This is a genomic window from Pseudomonas sp. KBS0707 (genome assembly GCF_005937945.2).
Lineage (GTDB): Bacteria > Pseudomonadota > Gammaproteobacteria > Pseudomonadales > Pseudomonadaceae > Aquipseudomonas > Aquipseudomonas amygdali.
In genome coordinates this window covers 5,304,827-5,330,862 of sequence record NZ_CP041754.1, presented here as the reverse complement: position 1 = coordinate 5,330,862, position 26,036 = coordinate 5,304,827, and the positions used below count along the sequence as shown (strand labels likewise).

At 58.3% G+C, this 26,036-nt stretch carries 21 protein-coding genes and 1 pseudogene; 14 read left to right on the top strand and 8 right to left on the bottom strand.

What is annotated here, in order from left to right:
- The first annotated feature begins 4 nt into the window (after positions 1 to 4).
- The 3 genes from FFH21_RS25550 to FFH21_RS25540 all read left to right on the top strand — a co-directional run bounded on the left by FFH21_RS25550 (position 5) and on the right by FFH21_RS25540 (position 2,016).
- Positions 5 to 1,138, top strand: coding sequence for a PepSY domain-containing protein (locus tag FFH21_RS25550; protein WP_011169728.1), 1,134 nt, complete (start codon positions 5 to 7; stop codon positions 1,136 to 1,138).
- Positions 1,135 to 1,317, top strand: a complete 183-nt coding sequence (locus FFH21_RS25545) for a hypothetical protein (RefSeq protein WP_004654803.1) — start codon at positions 1,135 to 1,137, stop codon at positions 1,315 to 1,317. Before FFH21_RS25550 ends, FFH21_RS25545 begins: the two co-directional genes overlap by 4 nt.
- 69 nt (positions 1,318 to 1,386) lie before the next feature.
- Positions 1,387 to 2,016 (top strand): glutathione S-transferase family protein, encoded by a 630-nt coding sequence (locus FFH21_RS25540; RefSeq protein ID WP_004663374.1) that lies wholly within the window; start codon positions 1,387 to 1,389, stop codon positions 2,014 to 2,016.
- 111 nt (positions 2,017 to 2,127) lie between these two features.
- Here FFH21_RS25540 and FFH21_RS25535 read toward each other — a convergent pair whose 3' ends face one another.
- A complete protein-coding gene (locus FFH21_RS25535) occupies positions 2,128 to 2,631 on the bottom strand; it encodes an ATP-dependent zinc protease (protein WP_002555611.1) in 504 nt (167 codons plus the stop codon).
- A 193-nt stretch (positions 2,632 to 2,824) separates the two neighbouring features.
- Between FFH21_RS25535 and FFH21_RS25530 the strand changes: the two genes are divergently transcribed.
- Positions 2,825 to 3,724 carry an acyltransferase gene (locus FFH21_RS25530; protein ID WP_011169727.1) on the top strand — a complete coding sequence of 300 codons (900 nt, stop codon included), beginning with the start codon at positions 2,825 to 2,827 and terminating at the stop codon, positions 3,722 to 3,724.
- On the opposite strand, the gene FFH21_RS25525 is transcribed toward FFH21_RS25530, so the two are convergent.
- Positions 3,704 to 4,267, bottom strand: a complete 564-nt coding sequence (locus FFH21_RS25525; RefSeq protein WP_004654797.1) for a DUF2780 domain-containing protein — start codon at positions 4,265 to 4,267, stop codon at positions 3,704 to 3,706. The two genes, FFH21_RS25530 and FFH21_RS25525, sit on opposite strands and share 21 nt — an antisense overlap.
- A gap of 230 nt (positions 4,268 to 4,497) precedes the next feature.
- Between FFH21_RS25525 and FFH21_RS25520 the strand changes: the two are divergent.
- Positions 4,498 to 5,154, top strand: a pseudogene (locus FFH21_RS25520) (RHS repeat-associated core domain-containing protein); the annotation flags it as partial.
- A gap of 51 nt (positions 5,155 to 5,205) precedes the next feature.
- On the opposite strand, the gene FFH21_RS25510 reads toward FFH21_RS25520, so the two are convergent.
- A complete protein-coding gene (locus FFH21_RS25510) occupies positions 5,206 to 6,465 on the bottom strand; it encodes an IS256-like element ISPsy17 family transposase (RefSeq protein WP_004663377.1) in 1,260 nt (419 codons plus the stop codon).
- Between the two features lie 846 nt (positions 6,466 to 7,311).
- On the opposite strand from FFH21_RS25510, the gene FFH21_RS25500 reads away from it, so the two are divergent.
- A complete protein-coding gene (locus FFH21_RS25500; protein WP_178114230.1) occupies positions 7,312 to 11,049 on the top strand; it encodes a type III effector in 3,738 nt (1,245 codons plus the stop codon).
- Between the two features lie 45 nt (positions 11,050 to 11,094).
- On the opposite strand, the gene FFH21_RS25495 is transcribed toward FFH21_RS25500, so the two are convergent.
- Complete coding sequence (locus tag FFH21_RS25495; protein ID WP_002555590.1) at positions 11,095 to 11,541, bottom strand: response regulator; 447 nt, start codon at positions 11,539 to 11,541, stop codon at positions 11,095 to 11,097.
- 232 nt (positions 11,542 to 11,773) lie between these two features.
- On the opposite strand from FFH21_RS25495, the gene FFH21_RS25490 reads away from it, so the two are divergent.
- Together FFH21_RS25490 and FFH21_RS25485 are read left to right on the top strand one after the other, a co-directional pair.
- On the top strand, positions 11,774 to 13,708 hold the full coding sequence (locus tag FFH21_RS25490; protein WP_041924871.1) for a putative nucleotidyltransferase substrate binding domain-containing protein: 1,935 nt from the start codon (positions 11,774 to 11,776) through the stop codon (positions 13,706 to 13,708).
- The gene (locus FFH21_RS25485) at positions 13,705 to 14,418 is read left to right on the top strand and encodes a PolC-type DNA polymerase III (RefSeq protein WP_054088522.1); all 714 of its coding nucleotides are present in this window, start codon (positions 13,705 to 13,707) and stop codon (positions 14,416 to 14,418) included. Before FFH21_RS25490 ends, FFH21_RS25485 begins: the two co-directional genes overlap by 4 nt.
- Positions 14,419 to 14,443: 25 nt before the next feature.
- On the opposite strand, the gene FFH21_RS25480 is transcribed toward FFH21_RS25485, so the two are convergent.
- Entirely contained in the window at positions 14,444 to 14,746 is a 303-nt protein-coding gene (locus FFH21_RS25480; RefSeq protein WP_003316170.1) for a cell division protein ZapA, read from the bottom strand.
- Positions 14,743 to 14,976, bottom strand: a complete 234-nt coding sequence (locus tag FFH21_RS25475; RefSeq protein ID WP_003316169.1) for a hypothetical protein — start codon at positions 14,974 to 14,976, stop codon at positions 14,743 to 14,745. The genes FFH21_RS25480 and FFH21_RS25475 overlap by 4 nt, the downstream gene beginning before the upstream one ends.
- 421 nt (positions 14,977 to 15,397) lie before the next feature.
- Here FFH21_RS25475 and FFH21_RS25465 point away from each other — a divergent pair, with 421 nt between their 5' ends.
- Entirely contained in the window at positions 15,398 to 17,023 is a 1,626-nt protein-coding gene (locus tag FFH21_RS25465) for a methyl-accepting chemotaxis protein (RefSeq protein WP_004663386.1), read from the top strand.
- Between the two features lie 111 nt (positions 17,024 to 17,134).
- On the opposite strand, the gene FFH21_RS25460 is transcribed toward FFH21_RS25465, so the two are convergent.
- Both FFH21_RS25460 and FFH21_RS25455 read right to left on the bottom strand, forming a co-directional pair.
- Entirely contained in the window at positions 17,135 to 18,238 is a 1,104-nt protein-coding gene (locus FFH21_RS25460) for a GlxA family transcriptional regulator (RefSeq protein WP_011169723.1), read from the bottom strand.
- A gap of 293 nt (positions 18,239 to 18,531) precedes the next feature.
- A complete protein-coding gene (locus FFH21_RS25455; protein ID WP_004663854.1) occupies positions 18,532 to 19,635 on the bottom strand; it encodes an IS5-like element ISPsy19 family transposase in 1,104 nt (367 codons plus the stop codon).
- 564 nt (positions 19,636 to 20,199) lie between these two features.
- Here FFH21_RS25455 and FFH21_RS25445 point away from each other — a divergent pair.
- From FFH21_RS25445 to FFH21_RS25425, 5 genes are all read left to right on the top strand, one after another.
- Complete coding sequence (locus FFH21_RS25445; protein ID WP_004655916.1) at positions 20,200 to 21,147, top strand: choline ABC transporter substrate-binding protein; 948 nt, start codon at positions 20,200 to 20,202, stop codon at positions 21,145 to 21,147.
- A gap of 64 nt (positions 21,148 to 21,211) precedes the next feature.
- Positions 21,212 to 22,060, top strand: coding sequence for a choline ABC transporter permease subunit (choW, locus tag FFH21_RS25440; RefSeq protein ID WP_170846044.1), 849 nt, complete (start codon positions 21,212 to 21,214; stop codon positions 22,058 to 22,060).
- Positions 22,057 to 23,235 (top strand): choline ABC transporter ATP-binding protein, encoded by a 1,179-nt coding sequence (gene choV / locus FFH21_RS25435; protein ID WP_004655920.1) that lies wholly within the window; start codon positions 22,057 to 22,059, stop codon positions 23,233 to 23,235. The genes choW and choV overlap by 4 nt, the downstream gene beginning before the upstream one ends.
- 269 nt (positions 23,236 to 23,504) lie before the next feature.
- On the top strand, positions 23,505 to 24,758 hold the full coding sequence (glyA, locus tag FFH21_RS25430; protein ID WP_004655925.1) for a serine hydroxymethyltransferase: 1,254 nt from the start codon (positions 23,505 to 23,507) through the stop codon (positions 24,756 to 24,758).
- A 17-nt stretch (positions 24,759 to 24,775) separates the two neighbouring features.
- On the top strand, positions 24,776 to 26,026 hold the full coding sequence (locus tag FFH21_RS25425; protein ID WP_002555602.1) for a sarcosine oxidase subunit beta family protein: 1,251 nt from the start codon (positions 24,776 to 24,778) through the stop codon (positions 26,024 to 26,026).
- Positions 26,027 to 26,036: the final 10 nt, after the last annotated feature.

Below are 26,036 nucleotides of genomic sequence, written 5' to 3'. Positions count from 1 at the left end.
AACCATGAAAAGCCAAACCGTGCGCCGCTGGTCCATCGTGCATACCTGGAGCAGCCTGATTTGCACCCTGTTTTTGTTGATGCTCGCGGTTACAGGACTGCCGTTGATCTTCCATCATGAAATCGATTACCTGCTGGGCGACGCCCCGCAGTACCAGGAGATGCCTGCCGACACGCCGCATCTGAACCTGGAGCAACTGGCCAGGGCCGCCGAAGCACATCGCCCCGGCGAGGTGATGCAGTATTTCGGCTGGGACGACGAAGACACCAATGGCGTGATGGCCATCACCGCGGCAACCGCAGGCACCGAGCCCAATTCCTCGCACACCTTCGCCCTTGATGCACGCACCGGTGAAGCGCTGGAAATGCCTTCTGCCAATGGCGGCTTTATGATGGTCATGCTGCGCCTGCACGTAGACATGTACGCCAACCTGCCCGGCAAATTGCTGCTGGCGTTCATGGGTTTGCTGTTTGTGGTGGCGATCGTTTCCGGGACCGTGTTGTATGCGCCGTTTATGCGCAAGCTGGAGTTCGGCCAGGTGCGGGTCAATAAATCCAGGCGTACGCGTTGGCTGGACCTGCACAACCTGATCGGCGTAGTGACATTGACCTGGGCGCTGGTGGTGGGCGTGACGGGGGTGATCAGTGCCTGTGCCGATCTGCTGATTGCCTCCTGGCGCAATGATGCGCTGGCCACCATGATCGCCCCTTACAAAGACGCGCCGCCATTGACCCAGCGCGCCCCGGCGACTCGATTGCTGGAAATTGCCGAATCCGCTGCGCCCGGCATGCAGGCCGATTTCATCGCTTTCCCCGGCACGCGCTTCTCCAGCGAGCATCATTACGCGGTGTTCCTCAAAGGCAACACGCACTTGACTGCGCACCTGGCCACGCCAGTGCTGATCGACGCGCAGACGCTGCAAGTCACGGCCGTGGTAGAGCGTCCCTGGTACATGGATGCATTGGGTATGTCGCAGCCTCTGCATTTCGGTGATTACGGCGGCATGCCGATGAAGATTCTCTGGGCAGTGCTGGACATGCTGACCATCATCGTACTCGGCAGCGGCGTCTATCTGTGGTGGGTGAGGCGTCGTGCCGCGCGCTCGGTGAGCGTGATTCGCGCTCAGGCGGCGCAATGAGTTCCAGGCCATCGCGATTCTGGAAGACCTTTGCGATACCCGCCTTGATAGCGCTGCTTATCGGCGTCGGCTTGTTCGCCGCGCTGCTGGGTGATGGCTGGTGGGATACGCTGGCGTGGCTGGGCATGGGGACGGCTGCCCTGTTGAGCATCAAGGGCTTGCTGGTGCGGCGCGGCTGATTGAAACGCTCATTGCAGGCGCGTCACAGGCTGACTAGTCTAAGAGCCTGTCTCATTCGAGGAACACCCATGTCAGCGCCCACGATGACGTTGTACTTCAACGCCGCCTCGCCTTTTGCCCGCAAGGTGATGGTGATGCTTCATGAAACCGCTCAGCTCGACCGCGTCGAGTTGCAGACCACAGTGCTGACGCCGGTCAGCCCGTCTGCCGAGCTCAATGAAGACAACCCGGCCGGCAAACTTCCCGCGCTAAGGCTGGCTGACGGTAATGTCATTCATGACAGCCGGGTGATTCTTGATTTTCTCGACCACCAGCACGTGGGCCTGCCACTGATCCCCCTGGAAGGCTCGGCACGCTGGAGGCGCCTGACCCTGGCTTCGCTGGCCGATGCGGTGTTGGATGCAGCGGTAATGATCCGCTACGAAACTGCCTTGCGTCCGCAGGAAAAACACTGGGACCAGTGGCTGGACAACCAGCAGCAGAAGATTGAACGCTCGCTGCATTACTTCGAAAGCGACGCGGTCACAGAGCTCAGCACATCCTTTGATGTCGCATCGATCAGCGTCGCCGTGGCGCTCGGTTATCTGGACTTTCGCCAGCCGGATCTGAACTGGCGCAGCACTTATCCGCGACTGGCCGCTTGGTATCTGGACGTCAGTCAACGCCCGTCGATGATCGCGACCCTGCCGCCAGTTTGAGTCAATCTGCGCCGCGCCGCACAGTCAAGATAGGACGCGGAGCGTCCTGAACGGCATGCGACGCGGAGCGTCGCACGATAGTCAGGAAGAAGCATGAGCACGATAGACGCCTCAGCAGTCAGGCTGGTCAGCGGTATAGCGGCGTGCCGGATTAACCGCTGCGTCGAACTCGCGCAGCGCCTTGGCACCGATCAGTAGCGGGAAGTTGAAGTGGCTGCGGTCGACCAGATTGACTTCGACCGTGCGCTTCTTGTTTCCCAGGCACAGTTCCAGGTCTACAACAGGACGCTTGGCAGGGTTGATGCCTTCGTCGTCTTCGTCATCACCTTCTGCACGCCCTTTGATCTTGCTGATCCGCGACACCTTGTGCTCATACACCTTGTTGTCGGCGCCCTTGGTTGCCAGACGGAATCGCACCCAGTCATCGCCATCACGCTGGAACAGCTCGATGTCCTTGGCCGACAGTGAAGCAGTCAGTGCGCCGGTGTCCATCTTGGCCTTGAAGGTCTGGTCTACGTCCAGAACCTTGATGTTCTCGTAGCGGCCATACAGCGTCGGTTCAGCAGCCATGACCGGCAGGGCCAGCAACGACAATAGCGCCAGGATCGGTTTCACGTGAGAGGTTCCTCGCAATGGTCAGCGCCTGATTGGCGCGCGTTTTTAGACAGCGAACCTGCAGTAGGTTCGCCAGCAAGAGTGTCAGGCCAGCATAAGTGCCCGGACGTGAAACATTTGTAAGCACCTGTGTAATTGGCGTAAAACGCGTGGGTCTTTATTATTGCCGCCCCTGAACCTTCAAGAGTCCGCCATGCGCCGTCTGCTCACCGGCTGTTTTGTTGCTTTGTTGTTACTGATCAATACGCTGGTATTGATAGGTCCGTTATTGGTTTTTGCCTTGCTCAAGCTGCTGTTCAGAGGCCGAATGCGCGATCGCTGTTCAGTCGCCGTTATGTGGATTGCCGAAACCTGGGCCGAGATCGACAAGGTCATCTTCGCAACCTGTGTACCGACGCAATGGGATATTCGTGGCGATGAGGGCTTGCGCGGTGATACTTCGTATCTGGTCATCAGCAATCATCAGTCGTGGGTGGATATTCCCGCGCTGGTCCAGGCACTCAACCGGCGCACGCCCTTCTTCAAGTTTTTCCTGAAAAAAGAACTGATCTGGGTGCCCCTGCTGGGCCTGGCGTGGTGGGGGCTGGATTACCCGTTCATGAAGCGCTACAGCAAGGCGTTTCTGGCGAAGCACCCGGAACTGAAGGGCAAGGATCTGGAAATCACCAAGGCCGCCTGCGAGCTGTTCAAGCGTCAGCCAGTGACCATCGTCAACTATCTGGAAGGCACGCGCTTTACTCCGGGCAAACATGCGACTCAATCATCGCCCTATACCCATCTGCTCAAGCCCAAGGCCGGTGGCGTCGCATTCGTGCTGGCTGCCATGGGCGAGCAACTGGACGCCATTCTGGATGTCACCGTGGTCTGTCCGGGTTCAGGCATCCCGGGGTTCTGGGACATGCTGTGCGGGCGGGTGCCCAAGGTGATTGTCGACATCAAAACCCGCGAAATGGACCCGGCACTGTGGCAGGGCGATTACGAGAACGATCCGGTGTTTCGCGAGAAAATCCAGAGCTGGGTCAACCAGCTCTGGGTGGAGAAAGATGCGCGTATTGCGGCGTTGCGGCTTGAATCAGCTGCCGGAACCCCATAACCCGCTCAAGCTCTGCAACGCCGAACCGCTGGCACCTTGCTGCCCGAGGTATTGCAGAATCAGCGGGGCAAACTGGCTGACCATCGTGCTGTCCATGCCCAGTGCCTTGAAGGCGTTATTCACATCACCCATGCTCTGCACGTTGCCCAGTGCGCTGTTGAGCATCGAGTTATCGCCGGACTTGCCACCGAGCAGGCTGCCCAGTGCGTTTGCGCCTCCCAGGCTGTCCAGTGCGGAGGTGCCGGACATCTGCTCCAGACCGGGAACCGATTTGGCCAACTGCGAATAATCGGTGCTGGTCAGCTTGTTCTTCGCCAGCCCGAGCAATGCGCCTGTTCCGCCAACGGCTTGTTCAGGGGTGACATTGAGCTGGGTGCCAAGGGTATTAAGCAGTCCTGCGACTTCAGGGGCCGCTGTGGCTTTCTGATTGCCACTCGTGGCATTGGAAACCGCATTTGCGGCGTCATTCAGATTGAAGGCAAACACCGGGCTTGCAGCCAGTGCCATCAACGTTACCAAAGCCATACCGCGTGCAGTTTTCATTGCGTCACCCTTATCAAACCTGAACCGCCCATGAGTGGGCGGTAAAGCAGACGGTTTGACTGTGAGCAACAGAGGCTTGTTCCCAACGCGCTGAAGACAGGCAGTTATTTCATTTGCCTGAATCGGCTCTGGCAGACGAGGTGGGCTCCCTAGCATTTCTGCTAACTGTGCAGCACGAGATCACACGCCCAGAATTACGGTTCTATCATCGATTGCCGCAGGTGATGTTCATGTCTTCTGCCAGCCCTGTAGTGCTCTGCACTTACCATTACGACGCAACGGATCGCTTGGCCGACTGCTCGCCTGCGGGGCAGGGGAGCGACCGGTTTTTTTATCAGCAGAATCGCTTGGCGACGCAAATTCAGGGGCAGATACAGCACACGCTTCTGCGTACGGACGAGCATTTGCTGGCTCACCTGAGTGTGGAAAACAACCAGAACGATTGTCTGTTACTGGCGACGGACCAACAGCAGTCCGTGATCGCGGCACAGGGTTTGGCGTTTGCTTATACGCCTTACGGCCATCGTTACCCTTCAGGCCCCGCAAGCCTGCCGGGCTTTACCGGCCAGCGGCTTGACCCGATTACAGGGCATTATTTGCTGGGCAATGGGTACAGGGCTTTTAATCCGGTTTTGATGAGGTTCAATAGTCCGGACAGTTTGAGCCCGTTTGGCGAGGGCGGGTTGAATGCGTATGCGTATTGTGAGGAGGACCCGGTTAATCGGGTTGATCCGGGCGGACATTTGCCAGCGTTTTTTGTGAGCATTTTGAAAAGAGCAAGCAGTGTGAAAAAGCGCTTACTTGGTCGAAAAGTTAGCCAGGATTCTCTATCTTCCCCGTTGCTTTATCCTGTCGAGAGTTTCGGGTCCGCACAGGTGGGAGTATCAGTTTTTTTGTGTTCGGGCTGGTTAGGGCCTGCCGTCAGGCAGGCCCTTGTTTTACCAGCTCGGTCTGGTAAATCGGTCTCCGTACAGGATCGCAAATTGATTCATTGCCACTTTCCAGTCGTGTGCCGCATGACCCCAGTTGGCGGTGATGTTGCGCAACCCAAGCCATATCAGTTTCGTCGCAGCCTCATCGGTCGGGAAGTGCCCTCGAGTCTTGATGATCTTGCGTAACTGGGCATTGATGCTCTCGATGGCATTGGTCGTGTAAACCACTTTGCGAATGCCCGCCGGAAAAACAAAAAACGGTATAACCCGATCCCAGGCGCGACGCCATGCAGCAACTACAGTCGGATACTGCTTGCCCCAGGGGCCCGCTTCAAAGGCGTTAAGCTCTTGCTCAGCCACATCGGCATTGATCGCCTGGTAGATCGGCTTGAGTGCTTTGGCCAGTGCCCGACGTTTATCCCAAGCGGCATAGTCCAAGCTGTTGCGGATCAGATGCACGATGCAGGTTTGCAGCGTCGTGGCAGGAAAAACCGCCCCCAACGCCTCCGGTATTCCTTTGAGGCCATCCGTGACGGCGATCAGAACATCTTCAACGCCACGAGTCTTGAGGTCGTTGAACACCTTCATCCAAAACTTGGCACCCTCGGTGCTCTCGATCCATATACCCAGAATGTCGCGCGTGCCATCAGGTAATACCCCCAGCGCCAGATAAATAGCCTTGTTGCACACTAACCCCTCGTCCCGGATTTTGACCCGTAACGCATCGAAGAAGATCACCGGATACATCGGTTCCAAGGGTCGTTGCTGCCAAGCGCCCACCTCTTCCATGACCGCATCGGTGACTGAGCTGATGAAGTCATGGGACACGTCAGTTCCATACTGCTCAGATAGAAAAGCGCGGATCTCACGCACCGTCATGCCCCGGGCGTACATGGCAATTATCTTGTCGTCGAAGCCTGTAAAACGTCGTTCGTGCTTGGGAATCAGGATCGGGGCGAAGCTACCATCGCGGTCTCTGGGGATATCCAGGCGAAGCGGCCCGTCGTCGGTCAGAACCGTCTTGCTGCTTTTGCCATTGCGCTGATTGGTCGCCCCCTCAGGGCGCTCCGCGCCCTGAGGATAACCAAGGTGGTGACCCAGCTCGGCGCCTAGCGCACGCTCGATCAGAGCCTTCTTGAACGCCATGGACGCGTCTTGAATGGCTTCGGCGCTCATCGGGCCTTTAACAAACTGCTCGATCAGCTCTTGGGGAATCGAGGGCAACTCCCTCGCTGTTGCATTGGCGGACTTCTTTTTGGTCGGCATACATGCACCTCTAGCTACATGTTATGCCCGAACACAAAATTTCTGACAGTCTCTTTTGTGAATACCCCAGATACTTTCCAACTGAACGTCTCTGATTGAGTCGGTGATCAACCTGCCATTCCTTGAATCCCCGACAACCTTTCACCCATCCTCGCGCGCACCAAAATAAAAGCGGAACCGAATCCACATATCGACCACCCATCCAGACAGGTCCGAAAACCTCCCGTTCAAGCTGGGAAACGTTTCAGGCACCTGCCACAGCTGACTCACCAACGGAAGCAAACCGCGAGTCAGCAACGTAGCCCCCGTTATGCCCCCGAGCAAACACGACTTCCCCGTGCAGCCCTGGCAGTTTGAAGAAGTGTCGCCTGCAACCTCTTGGCGTCATGGCGACAGCCCTTCAAACACGTTTACGCACCACCGAATGTGCAGTGACGATTACTACCACCACCTGTATTGATCTGTCGAACTTGATATCTGAGCCGATGGAGCCCGCTCATGACCTTAAGAATCAATACTCGTTCTGCTACCCCGGTTGTGCCTCTGGAAACAGGATCTTCGTCGCAGCCGGAAGTACCGTCTGTCACGGCAAGACCGACTGAGCCTCCGCCAGTCGCCAATCCTGCTGCACCTAAATCAGCGCCAGGTGTTCAGCAAGCTCACGGGCTGAAGACGCGCATCGCTGGCAAGCTTTCCGAGCGTCAGACCAATTTCAGTCTCGGTATTCCCGGCACCGGTCGTACTTTAAACCGGCCCTTGCGCAGCGGGATTCCGGAGGAAGGTGAGCACCTATCGAGCGAGGAGAAACACGATCCGTTGCTAAAAGAAGCGCATGAACTGCAGCGCATGGTCGATTCGGCGCTGACCCACCTGAAGGCGGCGCCAACGTCTCTCTGGGAGCGCCCCGCCCCTTCAACGGTAAGGGGTATTACCACCAAGATTTTTCCGTGGCTAAAGCCTGCCCCGCTACGCGAGGTTGCCAGCAATGGCAGCAACGCCAAGACCAAGGCCGATAACTCAAAGCAAAGCCCTGAAACCATCGCAGCGGCGGTGAAAGAGTTGAGCACCCGGCTGGATCATCAGAGCAAGGTGCTCGCCACAGCCACCCTCGCATTGGTCGCTGCGCGCGAGCATCTTGAATCGCTCGAACAGACCACCCCACCCACGTCGACCGAACGACTGAACCATGCCAGGGCTCGCGTTCAACAGGCCGACTCCACCACCCGCCTGGCCAGCCAGCAACTTCGGGAGCTGATTCAGGGCACAGAGGTACTGCAACTGGGCGCGCTGAGTGAGGGGCAGGATCAGGTTAAACAGAAAGCCGAGTTCTCTCAGCAGTGGCTGGGCGAGTTGCGCACACGCATGCAGGCGCTGGATGTCCGTTTCGCCGACCGGCACGCTGCCATCGAAATCGAACTGCAACTCAAGGTGGCAGAGACTCGTGAGCTGATTTCACTCGATCACGACATGACCGCGGCCGAGCACACGGCCGCGCACGCCAATACGCAGCTTTCTGCGTTGCGCGCCCAGCGACAGGAGACGCCCGAAGGGTCAGACGAAGCCGACAGGCTGGACACCGCCATTGGACAGACGCTTGCAACGCGTTCACAGGCCATGCAAACACATCAGCAACTGACAAAAAGACTGGTGCGGGTCGATGCCGATGTTGCGCGCCTGAACGACGAACTGGGCAAGATTCATCAGCGAATCGCGATCGTCAATGACGAGCGCTTTGCACTCAAGACACTTGATCAGAAACTGCCCGCATCAGACCAGGTCACCACGCCTGCAGAGGGCGAGGCCCAAGAACGAATCGATAAAACCGCTCTCAAGAACGTCCGCGAGCAGTACCTCGCCAGTCAGATCAGTCAAGCGCACGCTTTTGCAGCAACCGGTGCGGATGAAATTCAAGCGGCCCTGCAACGTATCGGCGATCGCCTGCAAGGCACGCCGCCACCCACATCGCTGCCAGCTTTCGCGGTTATCGAGGTAATAACGTCGGCGCTGGCAGACGTGACGGGCAATGACGCCACACGTGCCAACCGTGTGCTCGACGTACTGAGCCAGCACCCACTGGAACATTGGCCACGCGTGGCCGAAGAAATGTCGAAGTCGGTCAGGACCCGCAGCGCCACAAACAACAGCATTCAGCAGGACACGCTCAACCTCTGTCGAAAACTGGCAACTGTGCCGCGTGGCATGGAAATGCTGCAAGTGCTCTCCAGCGATGGCACTGCACCGATCGTGGCCGAGCGGGCCAAGCCTTTGCGCGTGTTCTGGAATGCCGATGAAGCGCAGCAGAAAGAGCCCGACGGCAAGGTCAAGGCATGGCTGCAAACCGCCAAACAGGTGGCGCGCAGCAAGCTGGATGGAGACGAGAAGTCGTTCGACGATGTTGATCACGCCGCCTTCAACGCGGTTCGTAACGGTTATTTCAGCAACGCTCCCGGCACGCCCTATGCGCAGCATGACCAGCGCCTGAAAAAAGCGACGATGGAATGGGTCATGCGCGCCGTGGCGGCCAATACCCCGGAGCAAGCAACAGCAACTGCCCCAGCGAAAAGCTCGTTACCACGCCGCCTGGTCCCAACGCTGAACAAAACACCCTTTGCTAAATCGACGCTGGATCGGGCCTACTCGGTGGGCGAAAGCATGGGCCTGCAATCGCCCAGAAAGCAGGTTGATCAGGTGATTTCTGCGCGTATCAGCATGCTGGAAGAAACCCTGAAAAACGCCAAGGGTGCACCAGGACTGCAACTTGAAATCCCGGCCGCCCAAGCCCTGCTCGATCACCTCAAATCTCTGGAAAAGAAAGGCACTCACCTGTCGCAGGTGACGCTTAAAAATCGCGATGGCAAATCGATGCAAAGCCTGCTTAAGGCCCGCGTTCAACAGCAGCGGCTATCACAGATATGGGATAAGCCGGACGCGAACGGCAAGCGTGCAGTCAACGTACTGCACAAAGCTCAGCACATCGAACTGCCGCCGCTGTACAGCGAACTGGCGAACAGCAAGCTGTCGGTCTACGAGGCAATCAATCGCGTCGATGAGCACCTGCGCGAGATATTGCCGCCAGCGCTGCAACCTGCTCAGTCTGTTGAAGAGGTGCTTGATCAGGACTTGAACGCGGCGATAAAACTGCTGAAAACCCGGCATTTGAGCGAGAAAAGCGACATTGTGACGTTTTTCAAGCCGTTCATTCTTGAAAGCCGCCTGCGCGACCGGCTGCGGCTGGGCGGCGGAGGCACGCTGGGCGTAGGCTTGCCGTCGCTGCCCTACAGCTTGATATCGCCCATCGTGTCACCGATCTTTTCGGCAGAGAAATCTCGCAGTGACGAAGCGTTTGCCCAGTTGTTCATGCCGATTCTGGGGATGGAAATGTCCTTCGGCAAAACACGAACCGAAGCCGCCGAGGTCACCATCGGTGTGGCGGCAGGAAGCGCGGTTGCAGAGGGTGTGGGGATACAGGCTGCGCTCACTGGCCGCTTTACCGCTCAGGAAACCCAAACCAGCTCGACCCTCATGCGCTTTTTCCGCACCCGTCACAAGGACGATGAAATGCGCGGCAACATGCTGACCGCGCTGGACAGCATGGTCCGCTGGGACATCATCGACCCGCAAAAGGGCCAGCGCTACGCCGGGCCGCTGGAAGCCATACTGGCGCGTAACCCGGAGGTCTCTGTCAGCCAGATAGATGCGACGTCCAGCACCCGCAACGTCGCGGCGCGTATGGCATTGCGCGTCCCGGCGGTACGTTTCAAGGATGGCGCAAGCGATGCCTCTCAAACCCTGACGCCGGAACCTTCGGTGTACGTCGAAGCGGATCGAATCAAGGAAACACGTACGGAAACCGGCGGATTCATCAGCGTTGTCGGCGCCAAGGGTGACACTGCTCAGCAACGGGCGGGGGTCACCGCCAACCTGAACTTCGCGCCGATTGCCAGCTCGGCCACGTCAGCAGAAAAAGGTGCCAACCATGGGGTTCAGGTTCAGGGGCTGGGTTTGCAACTGGGCATGTCCCGAGACTTGGCCTGGGCGCTGGAAAAGAACGAAATATCACCCTTCCTGATTGGCGACAAACAGGACGCCGATCTGGACCGGCACTACTCCACGCTGCGCGACATGCAGGCCGAAATCACCGCCAACCGTGATCTGTGGTTGATGCGTTGCATCGAAACACTGGAGCCGGATGAGACAGGCAACAAAAACACCCCCGACAACCGCCTGCGCGCGGCTATACACCTTGACGCTTTCGAGGCGACAATCAAACGTCTGGGCAAGGACAGCAAGTATTGCCAGTACAACGTCAATTACTCGATGAAGGGCCGGGCAGGCGCCGAAATAGACGGCTATCGCGGCATTCAGGCTGTGGCTTTGCAGCGCGGGGATGTGCAGGCAGCGGAAAAGGCCCAGCAGGCCATTGACGATATTTTGCTGACCAAAGAAACCTGGCGACCACTGATGTTGATCGTTCGTGAACGGGCACGGGACTCAACCGTTGTCGGCTGGCGTAACCTGCTGCGTTGGCAGAAGCTCTCCAATATCGACGGTCAGCGCACTGCAGCGCAGTTTCCGCCGCCGTGAAAACGGGGATCGACACGCTGGTCATTCAACTGCACGACTATCGCGTCAATTCATTCCCAGCTCACGCTTTACCAGCTTCACCAGCTGCTTGGTGTTAAGCGGCTTGAGCAGGAAGTCCACCACGTTCAAGTGCATGGCATCGATGGCATCGCGCACGTTGGCATCGCCGGAGACGATAATGATCGGCAGTTCGGCGCGATCCGACTCCCTTACCTTGCGGATCAGGTCCAGCCCGTCGAAAGGTGCCATGCGCAAATCGGTAATCAGCAGTCCGATGGACTGACGCGTCTGGATCATTTCGAGCGCGCTGTCGCCACCGGGTGCGGTCATGCAACTGATGTCATTGAGGCTCAGAATTTCGGCCAGCAGCTCGCGCGCGTCGCTGTCGTCATCGACGATCAGAACTCGTTGCGGTGCGTCACGGGCGGGCGTGAGCATGACCTCATGGAGGGCATTGCGCTCTTCATCGCTCAAAATGTCGTGGTCAATCATTGCAGTCTCATCATTCCCTGAACTAATCCGACAGCAGATATGGATAAATCTGCGATGCATTTCGTCGGCATCCTGGCCAGTCTTCGCTCGCAATCCATTGCGTTCGTCAAATCAGTTACGCCGCAGCAGGCACGGCACTGTCACTCGGTTCAAGCGTAAGACTTACGTCCAATGGGCACCTGGCTGCAAGCGGCCGACCATGAGCACCAATAACAAGAACGCGGAACAGGCCATGAGCAAGGCAGATGCTTTCACCCAGGCAGGCAAGACAGCCGTGCTACAGAACATACACGGCACCATGCAGTTTCTGCAAAAATTCCCGCCTTTCAACCAGATGGAAAACGCGCATCTGGCGTACCTCGTAGAGCAGTGTCAGCTCCGGTTCTATGCTGCGGATGAAAGCATCATCAAGCCTGGCGATGGCCCGGTAGAGCACTTTTACATCGTCAAGCAGGGGCGAATCGTCGGTGAACGTCCGCATTCTGCCAAAGGCGGCACAGAAACAACATTTGAAATTACCACTGGCGAGTGTTTTCCACTTGCGGCCCTGCTGGGCGAGCGTGCCACTCGCACTGAACACCTGGCTGCAGAAGACACCTTCTGCCTGCAATTGAACAAGCAGGCGTTCATCAAGCTATTCGCGCTTTCCACAACGTTTCGCGACTTTGCCCTGCGCGGCGTCAGCAGCCTGCTGGATCAGGTCAATCAGCAGGTCCAGCAGCGCGCCGCTGAAACCCTGGGCACGCAGTATTCCCTGAATACACGTCTGGGCGAACTGGCCATGCGTCACCCGGTGATGTGCAGCCCTGAAACACCCATGCGCGACGCGGTGAAACTGATGCATGAACAGCAGGTAGGCAGCATCGTGATTGTCGACGAGCAGCAGGCCCCGCTGGGGATTTTTACCCTGCGCGACCTGCGTGAGGCAGTTGCCGATGTGAATGCCGATTTCAGCGCGCCGGTCAGACGCACCATGAGCCTGTCGCCGTTCCATCTGAGCCCGGACGCCAGCGCATTCGACGCGGCCATCGCCATGACCGGACGTCACATCGCCCACGTGTGCCTGGTCAGAGACGGGCGATTGTGTGGAGTGGTATCGGAGCGCGATTTGTTTTCCTTGCAACGGGTCGACCTGGTCCACCTGGCACGGACCATCCGCAATGCGCCGCGTATCGAGGCGCTCGCCGGTTTGAGGGGCGATATCGTCCAGTTGGTCGACCGCATGCTGGCCCATGGTGCCTCTTCGACCCAGATAACCCAGATCATTACCCTGCTCAATGACCACACCGTGTGCCGCGTGATCGAGCTGACGCTTGCAGAAAATGGCGACCCCGGCATTGCATTCAGCTGGCTGTGCTTTGGTAGCGAAGGCCGTCGCGAGCAGACGCTGCATACCGATCAGGACAACGGCATTCTGTTTGAAGCCAGCGATGCGGCGGAGGCAGAGCAGATCCGCACGTTATTGTTGCCGATTGCCGAACGTATCAATCAGAGCCTGGCACAGTGCGGTTTTACCCTGTGCAAGGGCAACATCATGGCCGGCAACCCCGACCTGTGCCTGTCCCGGCTCGAGTGGTCACAGCGCTTTGCAGCCTTTATCCGCGAGGCAACTCCGGAGAACCTGCTGGCATCGAGTATCTATTTCGATCTGCGCGTGGTCTGGGGCGATGAGAGCGGCGGCGAGCAACTGCGCCGCGGCATTCTTGATCAGGTAGCAGACAACAAGCTGTTCCAGCGCATGATGGCCGAGAACGCACTGCGCCAAAGGCCGCCGGTGGGCCGCTTCAAGGATTTCGTCCTGGCGCGCAAAGGCAGCGAAAAAGACACCCTGGACCTCAAGACCGAAGGCCTGACGCCCTTTGTCGACGGTGCGCGCCTGCTGGCGCTTGCCAATGGTGTCGGCGTCAACAATACCCAGGAACGCCTGCGCCAACTGGTCGAACGTGAAGTCATCGACCCCCTGGATGGCGCTGCGTATGAAGAGGCGTACCACTTCATTCAGCAGACCCGCATGCAGCAACATCAATTGCAAAGCCGCCAGAACCTTCCTTACTCCAACCGCATCGACCCTGACACGCTCAACCATCTGGACAGACGCATTCTGCGCGAATCGTTTCGCCAGGCGCAGCGACTGCAAACCAGCCTGACCCTGCGTTATCAAGTATGAACCTGTTCGAATGGCTCAAGCCGCGCGCGAAAAAGACACCCTTGCAAGCGCATCAACTGGATCGCCTCAAAAAGCTGCCGGTCTGCGCGAACCTCAGCGACAAGCCTTTGCGCCAACAGCGCTGGGTCGTGCTGGACCTTGAACCCAGCGGCTTGAACATGAACCGCGATCAAGTGCTGTCCATGGGTGCGGTGGTGATTGAAGACGGCGCCATCGATCTGGGCCAGCAGTTCGAGCGCACGCTGTTGCGCGTCGACCACAAGATCAGCCCCGCCGTTCTGATTCATGGGCTGGCGCCCAGTGCGATTGCCGCAGGCAGTGAGCCGGTCGAGGCTTTGCTGGACTTCATGGAGTTCGTCGGTGACAGCCCGATCCTCGGCTTTCACGCGCCATTCGATCAGCACATGCTGTCGCGTGCCTTGAAGGAAAGCCTGGGCTATCGCTTGCAGCATCCGTTTTTCGACGCTGCCGAAATAGCTCCGATGCTCTGCGAGCACGCCAACCTGCGTCATGCCGGGCTGGATGACTGGACCCGTTTCTTTGGTCTGCACGCCGAAGAGCGTCACCACGCCAGCGCCGATGCGCTGGTCACCGCAGAACTGGCGCTGATCCTGTTCAGCCATGCTCGTCGCCAGCAGATCGACAGCCCCTTGCGGCTGGAGGAAGCACTCGGGCAATGGCGCAGACGCAGACAGTCGCATTCGTTCTGACTGCGACTGCGTCAGCGCCTCACATTCAGTTCGGGGCGATGGTCTTGGCGATCACATCCACCGTCGCTTCGACCTGCTCCCGGTAGCGCTTGAGCTCGACCTTGTGCAATTGCTCAAGCTCGATCTGCTGCGAACAAAGGTTCAGCGCAGCAAGGACCAGCAGACGGTCACCGATCAACGTCGGGTATTTGCGCTTGGTGTCGGCCAGCGACGCATTAAGCATCGCGGCGGCCTTCATGAGGGTCAGGTCTTCGCCAGCCGGCGCCTTGACCGAGTACTCATTGCCCAGAATAGTGAGGACGGTTACACCGCTGCCATCGACGTTCATGCGCCGACAGCACTTGCGCTGGTCGCGCGATCAACCAGTGCCTGGATGCGCGCGGCAGTGCTGCCATGCTTCTCTTCCTGCTCCATCAGACTCAGTTGCAAGTTCTCGTTCTCGTCCTTGGCTTTTGCCAGCTCGGCACCGAGCTGTGCATTTGTTTCCTGAAGGGCCTGGTTCTGCTGCACCAGATCGCCGACAAGTTGTTCCAATTGGCTAAGGGAGGCTTCCAACATTTTGATTTCTCGAGCAAATTTCAACGGGCGCGTACGATAAAGAAAAGTCGCTGCGCATACCAGCGCTCAGGCTTTGATACTGATCTGTCATGACGTTGACATGTCCATAACGTAGACGCGTAGGGGGCTTGTGACTACGTATTCGGAATCCGGTTCCTGCTGTTCGTCAGACCGCCCCGAACTGCGACAAATGCGCACAGCCAATGGGCAAACTGACATCACCCTAACCCCCCTCAACCCAGTCTTTTCAAGGGTTTGCGCGAATGTCAGCCATATCCAAAGATAACCGTCAGTAATAAGTCGTCAATATTTAGTGCCTACTGACTCAAGACGTTAGTCGCATGACCGATAGGCAGCCATTCACTGCATTCCCTTCACCGTTAAATCGCATGGATTGCGTACCTGACCCTGGAAGCTTTCTATGTCCCTGCGAAATATGAACATCGCGCCCCGAGCGTTTCTTGGATTTGCCATGATCGGCACACTCATGTTGATTCTGGGTGTATTTGCACTGTCTCAGATGAGCAAGATCCGTGGCGCCACTGAAGTGCTGGCCGACAACAATGTGCCGAGCATCAAGAGCCTTGACCGATTCGCTGAAGTCAGCATTCGTTTGCGCGTTCTGTCCTATCGATTGCTGGTCAACCGCGACCCGGAAACCCAGCAGAAAACCATCGAGTTGATGGCGATGCGCAACAAGCAGATCACTGACGCTCAGGCGATTTACGAGAAGCTCATCAGCGATCCCGACGAGCGCAATCTTTACAGCCAGTACGTACAACTGCTGGGACAATATCGCCAGCTTGAAGAGCGCCTGAAGACCCTGACTCGCGCCAACAAGATCGATGAATTGCAGGGCCTGCTCAATAACGAAATGCTCAACAACTCCGACCAGATGAATGTTGTGCTCAGCAAACTGGTGGAGTTCAACACGGCTCAGTTGAACCAGGTGAAGAAGGATGCGTCCAGCGAGTACGATTCGGCATTCAATCTGGTCGTCGGACTGTTGATCGCTGCCACCCTGCTGACCATCGTGTTTGCCTGGATGCTGATCAAAAGTATTACCACGCCGATTGCCACGGCTCTGCATGCAGCGGAAACCATCGCACAAGGCAACCTGACCCGGCCGATCCAGATCGACGGTACCGATGAAGCCGGTCGTTTGCTGCTGGCCATGAAAACCATGCAGGACAAGCTGCGCGATACGTTGCAGGGAATTTCCGGTTCGGCCACGCAACTGGCCTCGGCTGCTGAAGAGCTCAATGCTGTCACCGACGAAAGCGCACGCGGGCTGGTGCAGCAGAATAACGAAATAGAGCAGGCTGCAACCGCGGTCAACGAGATGACCAGCGCCGTGGAAGAAGTCGCGCGCAATGCCGTCAGCACGTCACAAGCGTCTCGCAATGCTGCGACATCTGCTGGCGACGGTCGTGACCTGGTTCAGGAAACCGTCAGCGCCATCGAACGCATGAGCGGCGATGTGAAAGGTACGGCTGAACTGATCATCAACCTGGCCAGTGAATCGCGTGATATCGGTAAGGTGCTGGACGTGATTCGCGGCCTGGCAGACCAGACCAATCTGCTCGCCCTCAACGCCGCCATCGAGGCTGCACGCGCTGGTGAAGCCGGGCGTGGCTTTGCTGTAGTCGCCGACGAAGTCCGCGCCCTGGCGCACCGCACGCAGCAATCGACCAGTGAAATCGAACGCATGATCGGTAGCATTCAGAGCGGTACAGAGCAGGCAGTGAGTTCGATGCGCAACAGCACCGAACGCGCCGAATCGACGTTGAACATCGCCAAAGGCGCGGGCTTGGCGCTGAACACCATCAACGTTGCAGTCGAAGAGATCAACGAACGCAACATGGTCATCGCCAGTGCTGCCGAAGAGCAGGCGCAAGTCGCTCGCGAAGTGGACCGCAACCTGGTCAACATCCGCGACCTGTCTGCACAATCCACCACCGGCGCCAATCAGACCAGCGCGGCCAGCACCGAGCTATCCCGCCTGGCCGTGGACCTCAACAGCATGGTGTCGCGCTTCGCACTGTAAACACACGAAAACCCAACTGGCGTGCCGGCGCTCCGCGTCAGTACGCCGTTCTGGACGCTCCGCGTCGCATGCCTTTCCGGACGCTCCGCGTCCTCTTGTGGCGTAGGGCGACTAAAGCCTCACACTCGCAAACGTCGATTCATTACGCGCCTGACTCAACGCCGACATCGGTCCGGACAATGGGGCGAGCACCATTGCCTGCGGGATCGGCATCATGGCGACCTGTTGCGCGGTGTTGGAACCCACGCGCTCGTCACGCGGCGGAATGCCGAAGTATTCGCGGTAGCATTTGGAGAAGTGTGGCGTCGATACGAAGCCGCACACTGACGCCACTTCGATGATCGACATCGGTGTCTGCTTGAGCAGTTGCCGAGCGCGGATCAGGCGCAGTTTCAGGTAGTAGCGCGACGGCGAGCAGTGCAGGTATTTCTGGAACAGTCGCTCCAGCTGCCTGCGCGACACGGCGACGTACACCGCCAGCTCGTCAAGGTCGATCGGCTCTTCAAGATTTGCCTCCATCAAAGCCACAATTTCCTGCAGCTTTGGCTGATTGGTACCCAGCATGTGCTTGAGCGGCACGCGCTGATGATCCTGTTCGTTGCGAATGCGCTCGTAGACGAACATCTCGGAAATCGCGGCCGACAACTCACGACCATGATCGCGACTGATCAGGTGCAGCATCATGTCCAATGGCGCCGTGCCACCCGAGCTGGTGAAGCGGTTACGGTCCAGGGTGAACAGCCGGGTGCTCATCGACACGCGTGGAAAGGCTTCCTGCATTGAAGCCAGACACTCCCAATGCACACTGCAATCGAAGCCATCCAGCAAGCCGGCACACGCCAGCGCCCAACTGCCGGTGCACACCGCGCCGAGGCGACGTGACTGACGTGCCTGGCTCTGCAGCCAGCTCACGTGTTCACGCGTCACGGTGCGCTGAATGCCGACACCACCACAGACGATGACGGTATCGAGTGCCGGAGCCTTGTGCATGGCGGCATCCGGTGTGATCTGCAAACCGTCACTGGCCCACACCTGACCGCCGTCCACGCTCAGCGTGGTCCAGCGATACAACTCGCGGCCCGACAGCTGGTTAGCCATGCGAAGAGGTTCTACCGCCGATGCGAGGGAGATCAGGGTGAAGTTATCCAGCAGCAGAAAGCCGATGGATTGTGGCGCGCTGTTCTGAGGTTGAGCCCCTTGATTGAACGATGTCATCACACTATCTCCTCACATATGGCATTGGTTGGCCCCAGGACAGGCTCTTCTTATAGCCCTCTTCATTGATGGGCTTTGTGATGACATCGCAAATCCCATGCCGGAAATTGATCAGCCATTCAACAACACCTGAAAACGACGTCGCGAAGTGTCTATCCAGCAGCGACCCGAGTGTCTGTTTGCGACGCCAAGGCGCGCTGGCCGCACTCCTGATGAGCAATTCGGTAGCACACGGGGAAACGCCATGGGGCTAGACGTGCCCCAAGTGCTACTCAAGGAGGGTGTAGACAAAATCATGTAGTGAGTCGGCGCGCGAGTATTCGAGCCTCGGCCAACCAAACCCATGCCTCGCTTACCGCAAAAAGGCGATCATGATGCATGATCAGTCGCCGAGCTCTCTCATTCCAGGCATGAGTTCGCTCCACTACCCATCGCTTGGGCATGACCACAAATCCAGTCTGAACAGGCTCCACGGAAAATAGATCGCCTTGTTCAGAGTGCCATTGCCCTGTTCTTCTGTTATTCGGGCCACGGATCACTTGAACATCGATAGCGTGCAGTTGATGGGTGCGCTGTGCCCATTTTCCTGCGTACGCACTATCAACAAAAAGCGTGCTCAGTGACGGATATTTTTCCTTCGAGTACGCCACCGCATCATCCGCCGCGTCACGATCCTGCACGCTTGCAGCACTGATACTGACAGCCAGCAGCAGGCCCAATGTATCGACAATCAGACTTCGTTTACGCCCCTTCACTTTTTTGCCTGCGTCGTAGCCGCTGTCACCGCCTTGAGGAGAACTGCGGGTCGACTGTGAATCCAGGATCGCTGCTGACGGGCTGTCAGCGCGTTCTTCCCGCTCACGCCATTGAGCTCGCAAGCGATCATGCATTTGCTCGAACTTGCCTTGAGCGCTCCACCGGCGGAACGTTTTGTAGACATTGTCCCAATGAGGAAAATCGCGGGGTAGCATTCGCCATGAGCACCCCGTGCGTACGACATAGCAACAGGCTTCCAGCAACGTGCGCCGAGAGTGAAGCGGTGGCACTCCTCGTCCGCCCTGGCTTTCAAACAGGTCGGCGACCAGTGCCCACTCGGTATCTGTCAAGCAACTCGGATATAGCTGCTCCGGCAGTTGGCGGCGGTGGGTTTCATTGTAGCCATAGGCTTTATTAGGTTCAGGTGACTGAAAACTTCCCTTGGCCCGCTGCTTTACACGCGTAATCCCTGCCATTTTCAACGCTTTTGCAAAGGTGTCGGGATGCGCAGTGATACCGGTTTCGGCGAAGAATACGAGCGCCAATTCGGCCTGGCTGGAATAGGGCTGTGCATGAGCGAGTTTCACCAGCACGGGATAGTGCTCGGCGGCAATCGAGCGAGGACGTCCGGTTTTAGGCATGGCTTGAGGGCTATTCAGACAAGGGAGTGAAAGTTTAATTTATTTTGTCTACACCCTCAAGGCACGCCCTGAAAAATCAGGTCGTCAGCGGGTTTTCGCGCTAAAAGGTGGCGGCCATCAAGGCGTGTGATCAAAAACCGCGCAGCCATCAAAAGTGATGGTCAGACCTGACGACACGACCGCACGGGCTGACCCGATAATGAACTTGTCGGCGTTACCCCCCTCCAAAAGACCGCGTTCGCGCAGGCACCGACCTGCCAACCGACCGTTGCCGACCTGCGCAGCGACTGTGTAACGTACTGGCCGTTTTTCAGCAGTCCCAACACTGCAACCGGGCGTGTGTACGATGCAACGAATCTGTAAGCGACCTTGCGCGCACTGGATACGACGCCTCCTGCACTGGATACGACGCCCCCTGTAGGCGTTTGATTTTCCCTGTTACATGATCGGTTCCGACTCGATCGCCCGGCGCAGTGATGGAGCTTCGCGAAAAGCCTCGCCAACCCATAAGCCGCGTCAGCGTTCACCTGCTGATGACTAGAAGAAACTCACAGGAGTCCACCCATGAAAGGTTCCAAATCGTTGCTGTTGGCCGCTACGCTCTGTATGCCGGTGCTTGCTCAGGCAGCCGAGCCAGAGGCCTGTCATACGGTCAACTTCTCCGACGTAGGCTGGACTGACATTACCGTTACTACTGCGGTCACCAGCGCCGTACTCGAGTCTCTGGGTTACACGACCAAGACCACCATGATTTCCGTACCGGTGACCTACAAGTCGCTGGCCGACGGCAAGAACATGGACGTGTTCCTCGGCAACTGGATGCCGACCATGGAAAACGACATCAAGCCGTATCGCGAAGCCGGGACTGTCGAAACCGTGCGAGCCAACCTGGAGAACGCCAAGTACACCCTGGCAGTGCCTCAGGCGCTCTACGACAAAGGCCTGCATGACTTCGCCGACATCGCCAAATTCAAGAAGGAACTGGGCGGCAAGATCTACGGCATCGAGCCCGGCAATGATGGCAATCGCCTGATCCAGAGCATGATCGACAAGAACGCCTTCGGCCTGAAAGATGCAGGCTTCAAGGTTGTAGAGTCCAGCGAAGCCGCAATGCTTTCGCAGGTCGACCGCGCCGTGAAACGCAAAAACGACGTCGTGTTCCTCGGCTGGGAACCGCATCCGATGAACACGCGTTTCAAGATGAAATATCTGACTGGCGGTGATGACTTCTTCGGCCCCAACTATGGCCAGGCGACCATCTACACCAACACCCGCAAAGGCTACAGTCAGGAATGCAGCAACGTAGGTCAGTTACTCAAGAACCTGTCCTTCACACTGGACATGGAAAGCACCCTGATGGGCAACGTCCTGGACGACAAAATGAAGCCTGATGCCGCCGCCAAGGCGTGGATCAAGAAAAACCCGCAAGTACTCGACACCTGGCTCTCCGGCGTGACCACCGTCGATGGCAAGCCAGGCCTGGAGGCAGCCAAAGCCAAGTTGACCCAGTAAGCCGACAGCAGGCGGGGCTGACCCGCCTGCTGCCCTCTTCACCTTCCGCAAGCGGACACCCGAAATCATGCTGACTGACCATAAAATCCCTCTGGGCGAGTACATCGCCGCATTTGTCGATTGGTTGACGGCCAACGGCGCCGATTACTTCGACGCGATAGCCTCGACACTGGAAATGATGATCCACGGGTTCACTTTCGCGCTGACCTGGTTCAATCCATTCGTACTGATCGGCCTTATCGCCGCCCTCGCGCATTTCATCCAGCGCAAGTGGGGCCTGACGGTTTTCGTCATCCTTTCGTTTCTGCTGATCCTCAACCTGCATTACTGGCAGGAAACCATGGAAACCCTGGCGCAGGTGCTCTTCGCCACGCTGGTGTGTGTCGTCATCGGCGTGCCGCTGGGCATCATTGCCGCGCACAAGCCGCTGTTCTACACCATCATCCGGCCATTGCTCGATCTGATGCAGACTGTTCCCACGTTCGTCTATCTGATCCCGACCCTTACGCTATTCGGTCTGGGCGTAGTGCCCGGCCTGATCTCGACCGTGGTCTTCGCCATTGCTGCACCGATTCGCCTGACGTATCTGGGCATCCGCGATGTACCCCAGGAATTGCTGGACGCCGGCAAGGCCTTCGGCTCGTCGCGCCGCCAGTTGCTGACCCGCATCGAACTGCCCTACGCCATGCCCAGCATCGCTGCCGGGATCACCCAGTGCATCATGCTGTCGTTGTCGATGGTGGTGATTGCCGCGCTGGTCGGTGCCGATGGTCTAGGCAAACCCGTGGTCAACGCACTGAACACAGCCGATATCGCGCTCGGCTTCGAAGCCGGTCTGGCAATCGTATTGCTGGCCATCATGCTCGACCGTATCTGCAAACAACCCGAAGCCAAGGTAGGGTCCGACGCATGAGTATCATCAAATTCGACAAGGTAGACGTCATCTTCTCCAGGGACCCGCGTGAAGCCCTCAAGCTGCTGGACGAAGGTCTCACGCGTGACCAGATTCTGAAGAAAACCGGGCAGATCGTAGGCGTCGAGAACGCCAGTCTGGACATCGAGAAAGGCGAAATCTGCGTGTTGATGGGCTTGTCCGGCTCGGGTAAATCCAGCCTGTTGCGCTGCATCAACGGTCTCAATACCGTCAGCCGTGGCTCGTTGTTCGTCGAGCATGAAGGCTCGCAGATCAACATCGCCAACTGCAGCGCGGCCGAGCTGAAAATGATGCGCACCAAGCGCATTGCCATGGTCTTCCAGAAATTCGCCCTGATGCCCTGGCTGACAGTACGCGAGAACATCAGCTTCGGCCTGGAAATGCAGGGTCGCCCGGAAAAGGAACGACGCAAGCTGGTCGATGAAAAGCTCGAGCTGGTGGGCCTGACACAGTGGCGCAACAAGAAGCCGGACGAGCTGTCCGGTGGCATGCAGCAGCGAGTGGGGCTGGCCCGCGCACTGGCAATGGATGCCGACATTCTACTGATGGACGAACCGTTCTCGGCGCTTGACCCGCTCATCCGCCAAGGCTTGCAGGACGAACTGCTGGCCCTGCAAAGCAAGCTGAGCAAGACCATCGTCTTCGTCAGCCACGATCTGGATGAAGCCCTGAAGCTCGGCAGCCGGATCGCCATCATGAAAGACGGCCGCATCGTGCAATACAGCGTGCCAGAACAGATCGTCCTCAACCCGGCAGATGAATACGTTCGTACCTTCGTTGCGCACACCAATCCACTGAACGTGCTGTGTGGTCGCAGCCTGATGCGCACGGTCGATGAGTGCACGCACGTCAACGATTCGGTGTGTCTGGACCCGAGCGGCGACTCATGGCTCGACCTGGCCGAAGGCAATGTGATCAAGGGCGCACGGCAAGGTGCTACGCCCCTCGATCTGCAGAACTGGACCCCCGGCCAGGACGTCGGCACGCTCGACCGTCGCCCTACCCTGGTGCACTCCAACATCGGCATGCGCGACGCATTGCAGATCCGCTACCAGACCGGCAACAAGCTGGTCCTGCAGGACGGCAATAAAGTGGTCGGCATTCTCGGGGATACCGAGCTGTATCACGCGCTGCTGGGCAAAAACCACGGCTAAGGCCTGAAAATTAAAGTCTGAAACCGACAAGCCCGCTTCCCTGCGCTGGAATCACTCCCGCCGGGAGCGGGCTTTTTCGTTTGCGGCCTCGTCACCGCGCAACGCCTCTTCTGCTATTTCCGTTCCCTTGGCCCCCATGTCGTAAACGCACCTTTGTGTGGCGTCCATAGGCATTTGGCGACTTCGGTCCGGCCCTACCATCGCTCTCAGAGGGCTCTGTTCGGCCCTAACGACAAGTCAGGCGCCGCGCCGCCGCTGGGAGATCCGCGATGTTCAGCAAGCAAGACCAGATCCAGGGTTATGACGACGCACTGTTGTCGGCAATGAACGCCGAGGAGCAGCGTCAGGAAGACCATATCGAGCTGATCGCCTCGGAGAACTACACCAGCAAACGCGTGATGCAGGCGCAGGGCAGCGGCCTGACCAACAAGTACGCAGAGGGCTACCCTGGCAAGCGTTACTACGGCGGCTGCGAGCACGTCGACAAGGTCGAGCAACTGGCCATCGAGCGCGCCAAACAGCTGTTCGGGGCCGATTACGCCAACGTACAGCCACACTCCGGCAGCCAAGCCAATGCAGCGGTCTATCTGGCGTTGCTGCAAGCAGGCGACACTGTATTGGGCATGAGCCTGGCGCACGGCGGTCATCTGACCCACGGTGCCAAGGTCAGCTTCTCGGGCAAACTCTACAACGCCGTGCAGTACGGCATCGACACCACCACCGGGCTGATCGATTACGACGAAGTCGAACGCATCGCCGTCGAATGCCAGCCGAAAATGATCATTGCCGGTTTCTCGGCCTATTCGAAGACGCTGGATTTTCCGCGCTTCCGTGAAATCGCCGACAAGGTAGGTGCCTACCTGTTCGTCGACATGGCACACGTTGCAGGTCTGGTGGCTGCCGGTCTCTATCCGAACCCGCTGCCGTATGCCGATGTGGTCACCACCACCACGCACAAGACACTGCGTGGCCCACGCGGCGGCCTGATTCTCGCCAAGGCCAACGAAGAGCTGGAGAAGAAATTCAATTCCGCCGTCTTCCCCGGCGGTCAGGGCGGCCCGCTGATGCACGTTATCGCCGCCAAGGCCGTGTGCTTCAAGGAAGCGATGGAGCCAGGTTTCAAGGCTTATCAACAGCAGGTCATCGACAACGCACAAGCGATGGCGCAGGTATTCATCGACCGCGGCTTCGATGTGGTTTCAGGCGGGACCGACAACCATTTGTTTCTGGTCAGCCTGATCCGTCAGGGCCTGACCGGCAAGGACGCCGACGCCGCTCTGGGCCGTGCGCACATCACCGTCAACAAGAACTCGGTGCCCAACGACCCGCAGTCGCCGTTCGTGACCTCCGGTCTGCGCATCGGCACGCCGGCCGTCACCACCCGCGGCTTCAAGGTGACCCAATGCGTCGAGCTGGCGGGCTGGATCTGCGACATTCTCGATAACCTCGGTGATGCCGATGTCGAGGCCAACGTCGCCAGCCAGGTAGCAGCCTTGTGCGCCGATTTCCCGGTTTATCGCTGAGTCAGGAGTAGCCTCACATGCAGCATTACTCAGGCTTCGGCCTTCTCAAGCATTCCCTCAGCCATCACGAAAACTGGCAGCGCATGTGGCGCACGCCGACCCCGAAAAAGGTCTACGACGTGGTCATCGTCGGCGGTGGCGGGCACGGTCTGGCGACTGCCTACTATCTAGCCAAGGAGCACGGCATCACCAATGTGGCCGTGGTCGAGAAAGGCTGGCTGGGCGGCGGGAACACCGCACGTAACACCACTATCGTGCGCTCCAACTACCTGTGGGACGAGTCGGCCCACCTTTATGAGCACGCGATGAAACTGTGGGAAGGCCTGTCTCAGGACCTGAACTACAACGTCATGTTTTCCCAGCGCGGCGTCTACAACCTGTGCCACACCTTGCAGGACATGCGCGACTCCGAGCGGCGTGTCAGCGCCAACCGCCTGAACGGTGTAGATGGCGAACTGCTCAACGGCAAGCAGGTCGCTGAGGAAATCCCATACCTGGACTGCTCGAAAAACACCCGCTACCCGATCATCGGTGCAACCGTTCAGCGTCGTGGCGGCGTAGCTCGTCACGACGCAGTGGCCTGGGGCTTTGCGCGTGCCGCCGACGCCTTGGGCGTAGACCTTATCCAGCAGACCGAAGTCATCGGCTTTCGCAAGGAAAACGGCGTGTGCATCGGCGTCGAAACCAACAAGGGTTTCATCGGTGCCAAACGTGTCGGCGTGGTAACCGCCGGTAACTCCGGGCACATGGCCAAACTGGCGGGCTTTCGTCTGCCGATCGAATCACATCCTTTGCAGGCACTGGTCTCCGAGCCGATCAAGCCGATTATCGACAGCGTCATCATGTCCAACGCCGTGCACGGCTACATCAGCCAGTCCGACAAGGGCGACCTGGTGATCGGTGCCGGTATCGACAGTTGGGTCGGTTATGGCCAGCGTGGCTCTTACCCGGTGATCGAACACACTATTCAGGCCATCGTTGAGATGTTTCCGGTGCTGTCGCGTGTGCGCATGAACCGCCAGTGGGGCGGCATCGTCGACACCACGCCGGACGCCTGCCCGATCATTTCCAAAACGCCGGTGCCGAACATGTTCTTCAACTGCGGCTGGGGCACAGGCGGCTTCAAGGCCACGCCGGGCTCGGGCAACGTGTTTGCCGCCAGTCTGGCCAAAGGCGAAATGCACCCGCTGGCCAAACCGTTCTCCATCGACCGTTTCCACAACGGCGCGCTCATCGACGAACACGGCGCTGCAGCCGTAGCCCACTAACAGGAGAACC

What these genes read in the sequence shown, in the direction of transcription:
- FFH21_RS25550 (WP_011169728.1), top strand. Translation starts at nt 5, where the DNA reads ATGAAAAGCCAAACCGTGCGCCGCTGGTCCATCGTGCATACCTGGAGC.
- FFH21_RS25545 (WP_004654803.1), top strand. Translation starts at nt 1,135, where the DNA reads ATGAGTTCCAGGCCATCGCGATTCTGGAAGACCTTTGCGATACCCGCC.
- FFH21_RS25540 (WP_004663374.1), top strand. Translation starts at nt 1,387, where the DNA reads ATGTCAGCGCCCACGATGACGTTGTACTTCAACGCCGCCTCGCCTTTT.
- FFH21_RS25530 (WP_011169727.1), top strand. Translation starts at nt 2,825, where the DNA reads ATGCGCCGTCTGCTCACCGGCTGTTTTGTTGCTTTGTTGTTACTGATC.
- FFH21_RS25525 (WP_004654797.1), bottom strand. Translation starts at nt 4,267, where the DNA reads ATGAAAACTGCACGCGGTATGGCTTTGGTAACGTTGATGGCACTGGCT.
- FFH21_RS25510 (WP_004663377.1), bottom strand. Translation starts at nt 6,465, where the DNA reads ATGCCGACCAAAAAGAAGTCCGCCAATGCAACAGCGAGGGAGTTGCCC.
- FFH21_RS25500 (WP_178114230.1), top strand. Translation starts at nt 7,312, where the DNA reads ATGGTCGATTCGGCGCTGACCCACCTGAAGGCGGCGCCAACGTCTCTC.
- FFH21_RS25495 (WP_002555590.1), bottom strand. Translation starts at nt 11,541, where the DNA reads ATGATTGACCACGACATTTTGAGCGATGAAGAGCGCAATGCCCTCCAT.
- FFH21_RS25490 (WP_041924871.1), top strand. Translation starts at nt 11,774, where the DNA reads ATGAGCAAGGCAGATGCTTTCACCCAGGCAGGCAAGACAGCCGTGCTA.
- FFH21_RS25485 (WP_054088522.1), top strand. Translation starts at nt 13,705, where the DNA reads ATGAACCTGTTCGAATGGCTCAAGCCGCGCGCGAAAAAGACACCCTTG.
- FFH21_RS25480 (WP_003316170.1), bottom strand. Translation starts at nt 14,746, where the DNA reads ATGAACGTCGATGGCAGCGGTGTAACCGTCCTCACTATTCTGGGCAAT.
- FFH21_RS25475 (WP_003316169.1), bottom strand. Translation starts at nt 14,976, where the DNA reads ATGTTGGAAGCCTCCCTTAGCCAATTGGAACAACTTGTCGGCGATCTG.
- FFH21_RS25465 (WP_004663386.1), top strand. Translation starts at nt 15,398, where the DNA reads ATGTCCCTGCGAAATATGAACATCGCGCCCCGAGCGTTTCTTGGATTT.
- FFH21_RS25460 (WP_011169723.1), bottom strand. Translation starts at nt 18,238, where the DNA reads ATGACATCGTTCAATCAAGGGGCTCAACCTCAGAACAGCGCGCCACAA.
- FFH21_RS25455 (WP_004663854.1), bottom strand. Translation starts at nt 19,635, where the DNA reads ATGCCTAAAACCGGACGTCCTCGCTCGATTGCCGCCGAGCACTATCCC.
- FFH21_RS25445 (WP_004655916.1), top strand. Translation starts at nt 20,200, where the DNA reads ATGAAAGGTTCCAAATCGTTGCTGTTGGCCGCTACGCTCTGTATGCCG.
- choV (WP_004655920.1), top strand. Translation starts at nt 22,057, where the DNA reads ATGAGTATCATCAAATTCGACAAGGTAGACGTCATCTTCTCCAGGGAC.
- glyA (WP_004655925.1), top strand. Translation starts at nt 23,505, where the DNA reads ATGTTCAGCAAGCAAGACCAGATCCAGGGTTATGACGACGCACTGTTG.
- FFH21_RS25425 (WP_002555602.1), top strand. Translation starts at nt 24,776, where the DNA reads ATGCAGCATTACTCAGGCTTCGGCCTTCTCAAGCATTCCCTCAGCCAT.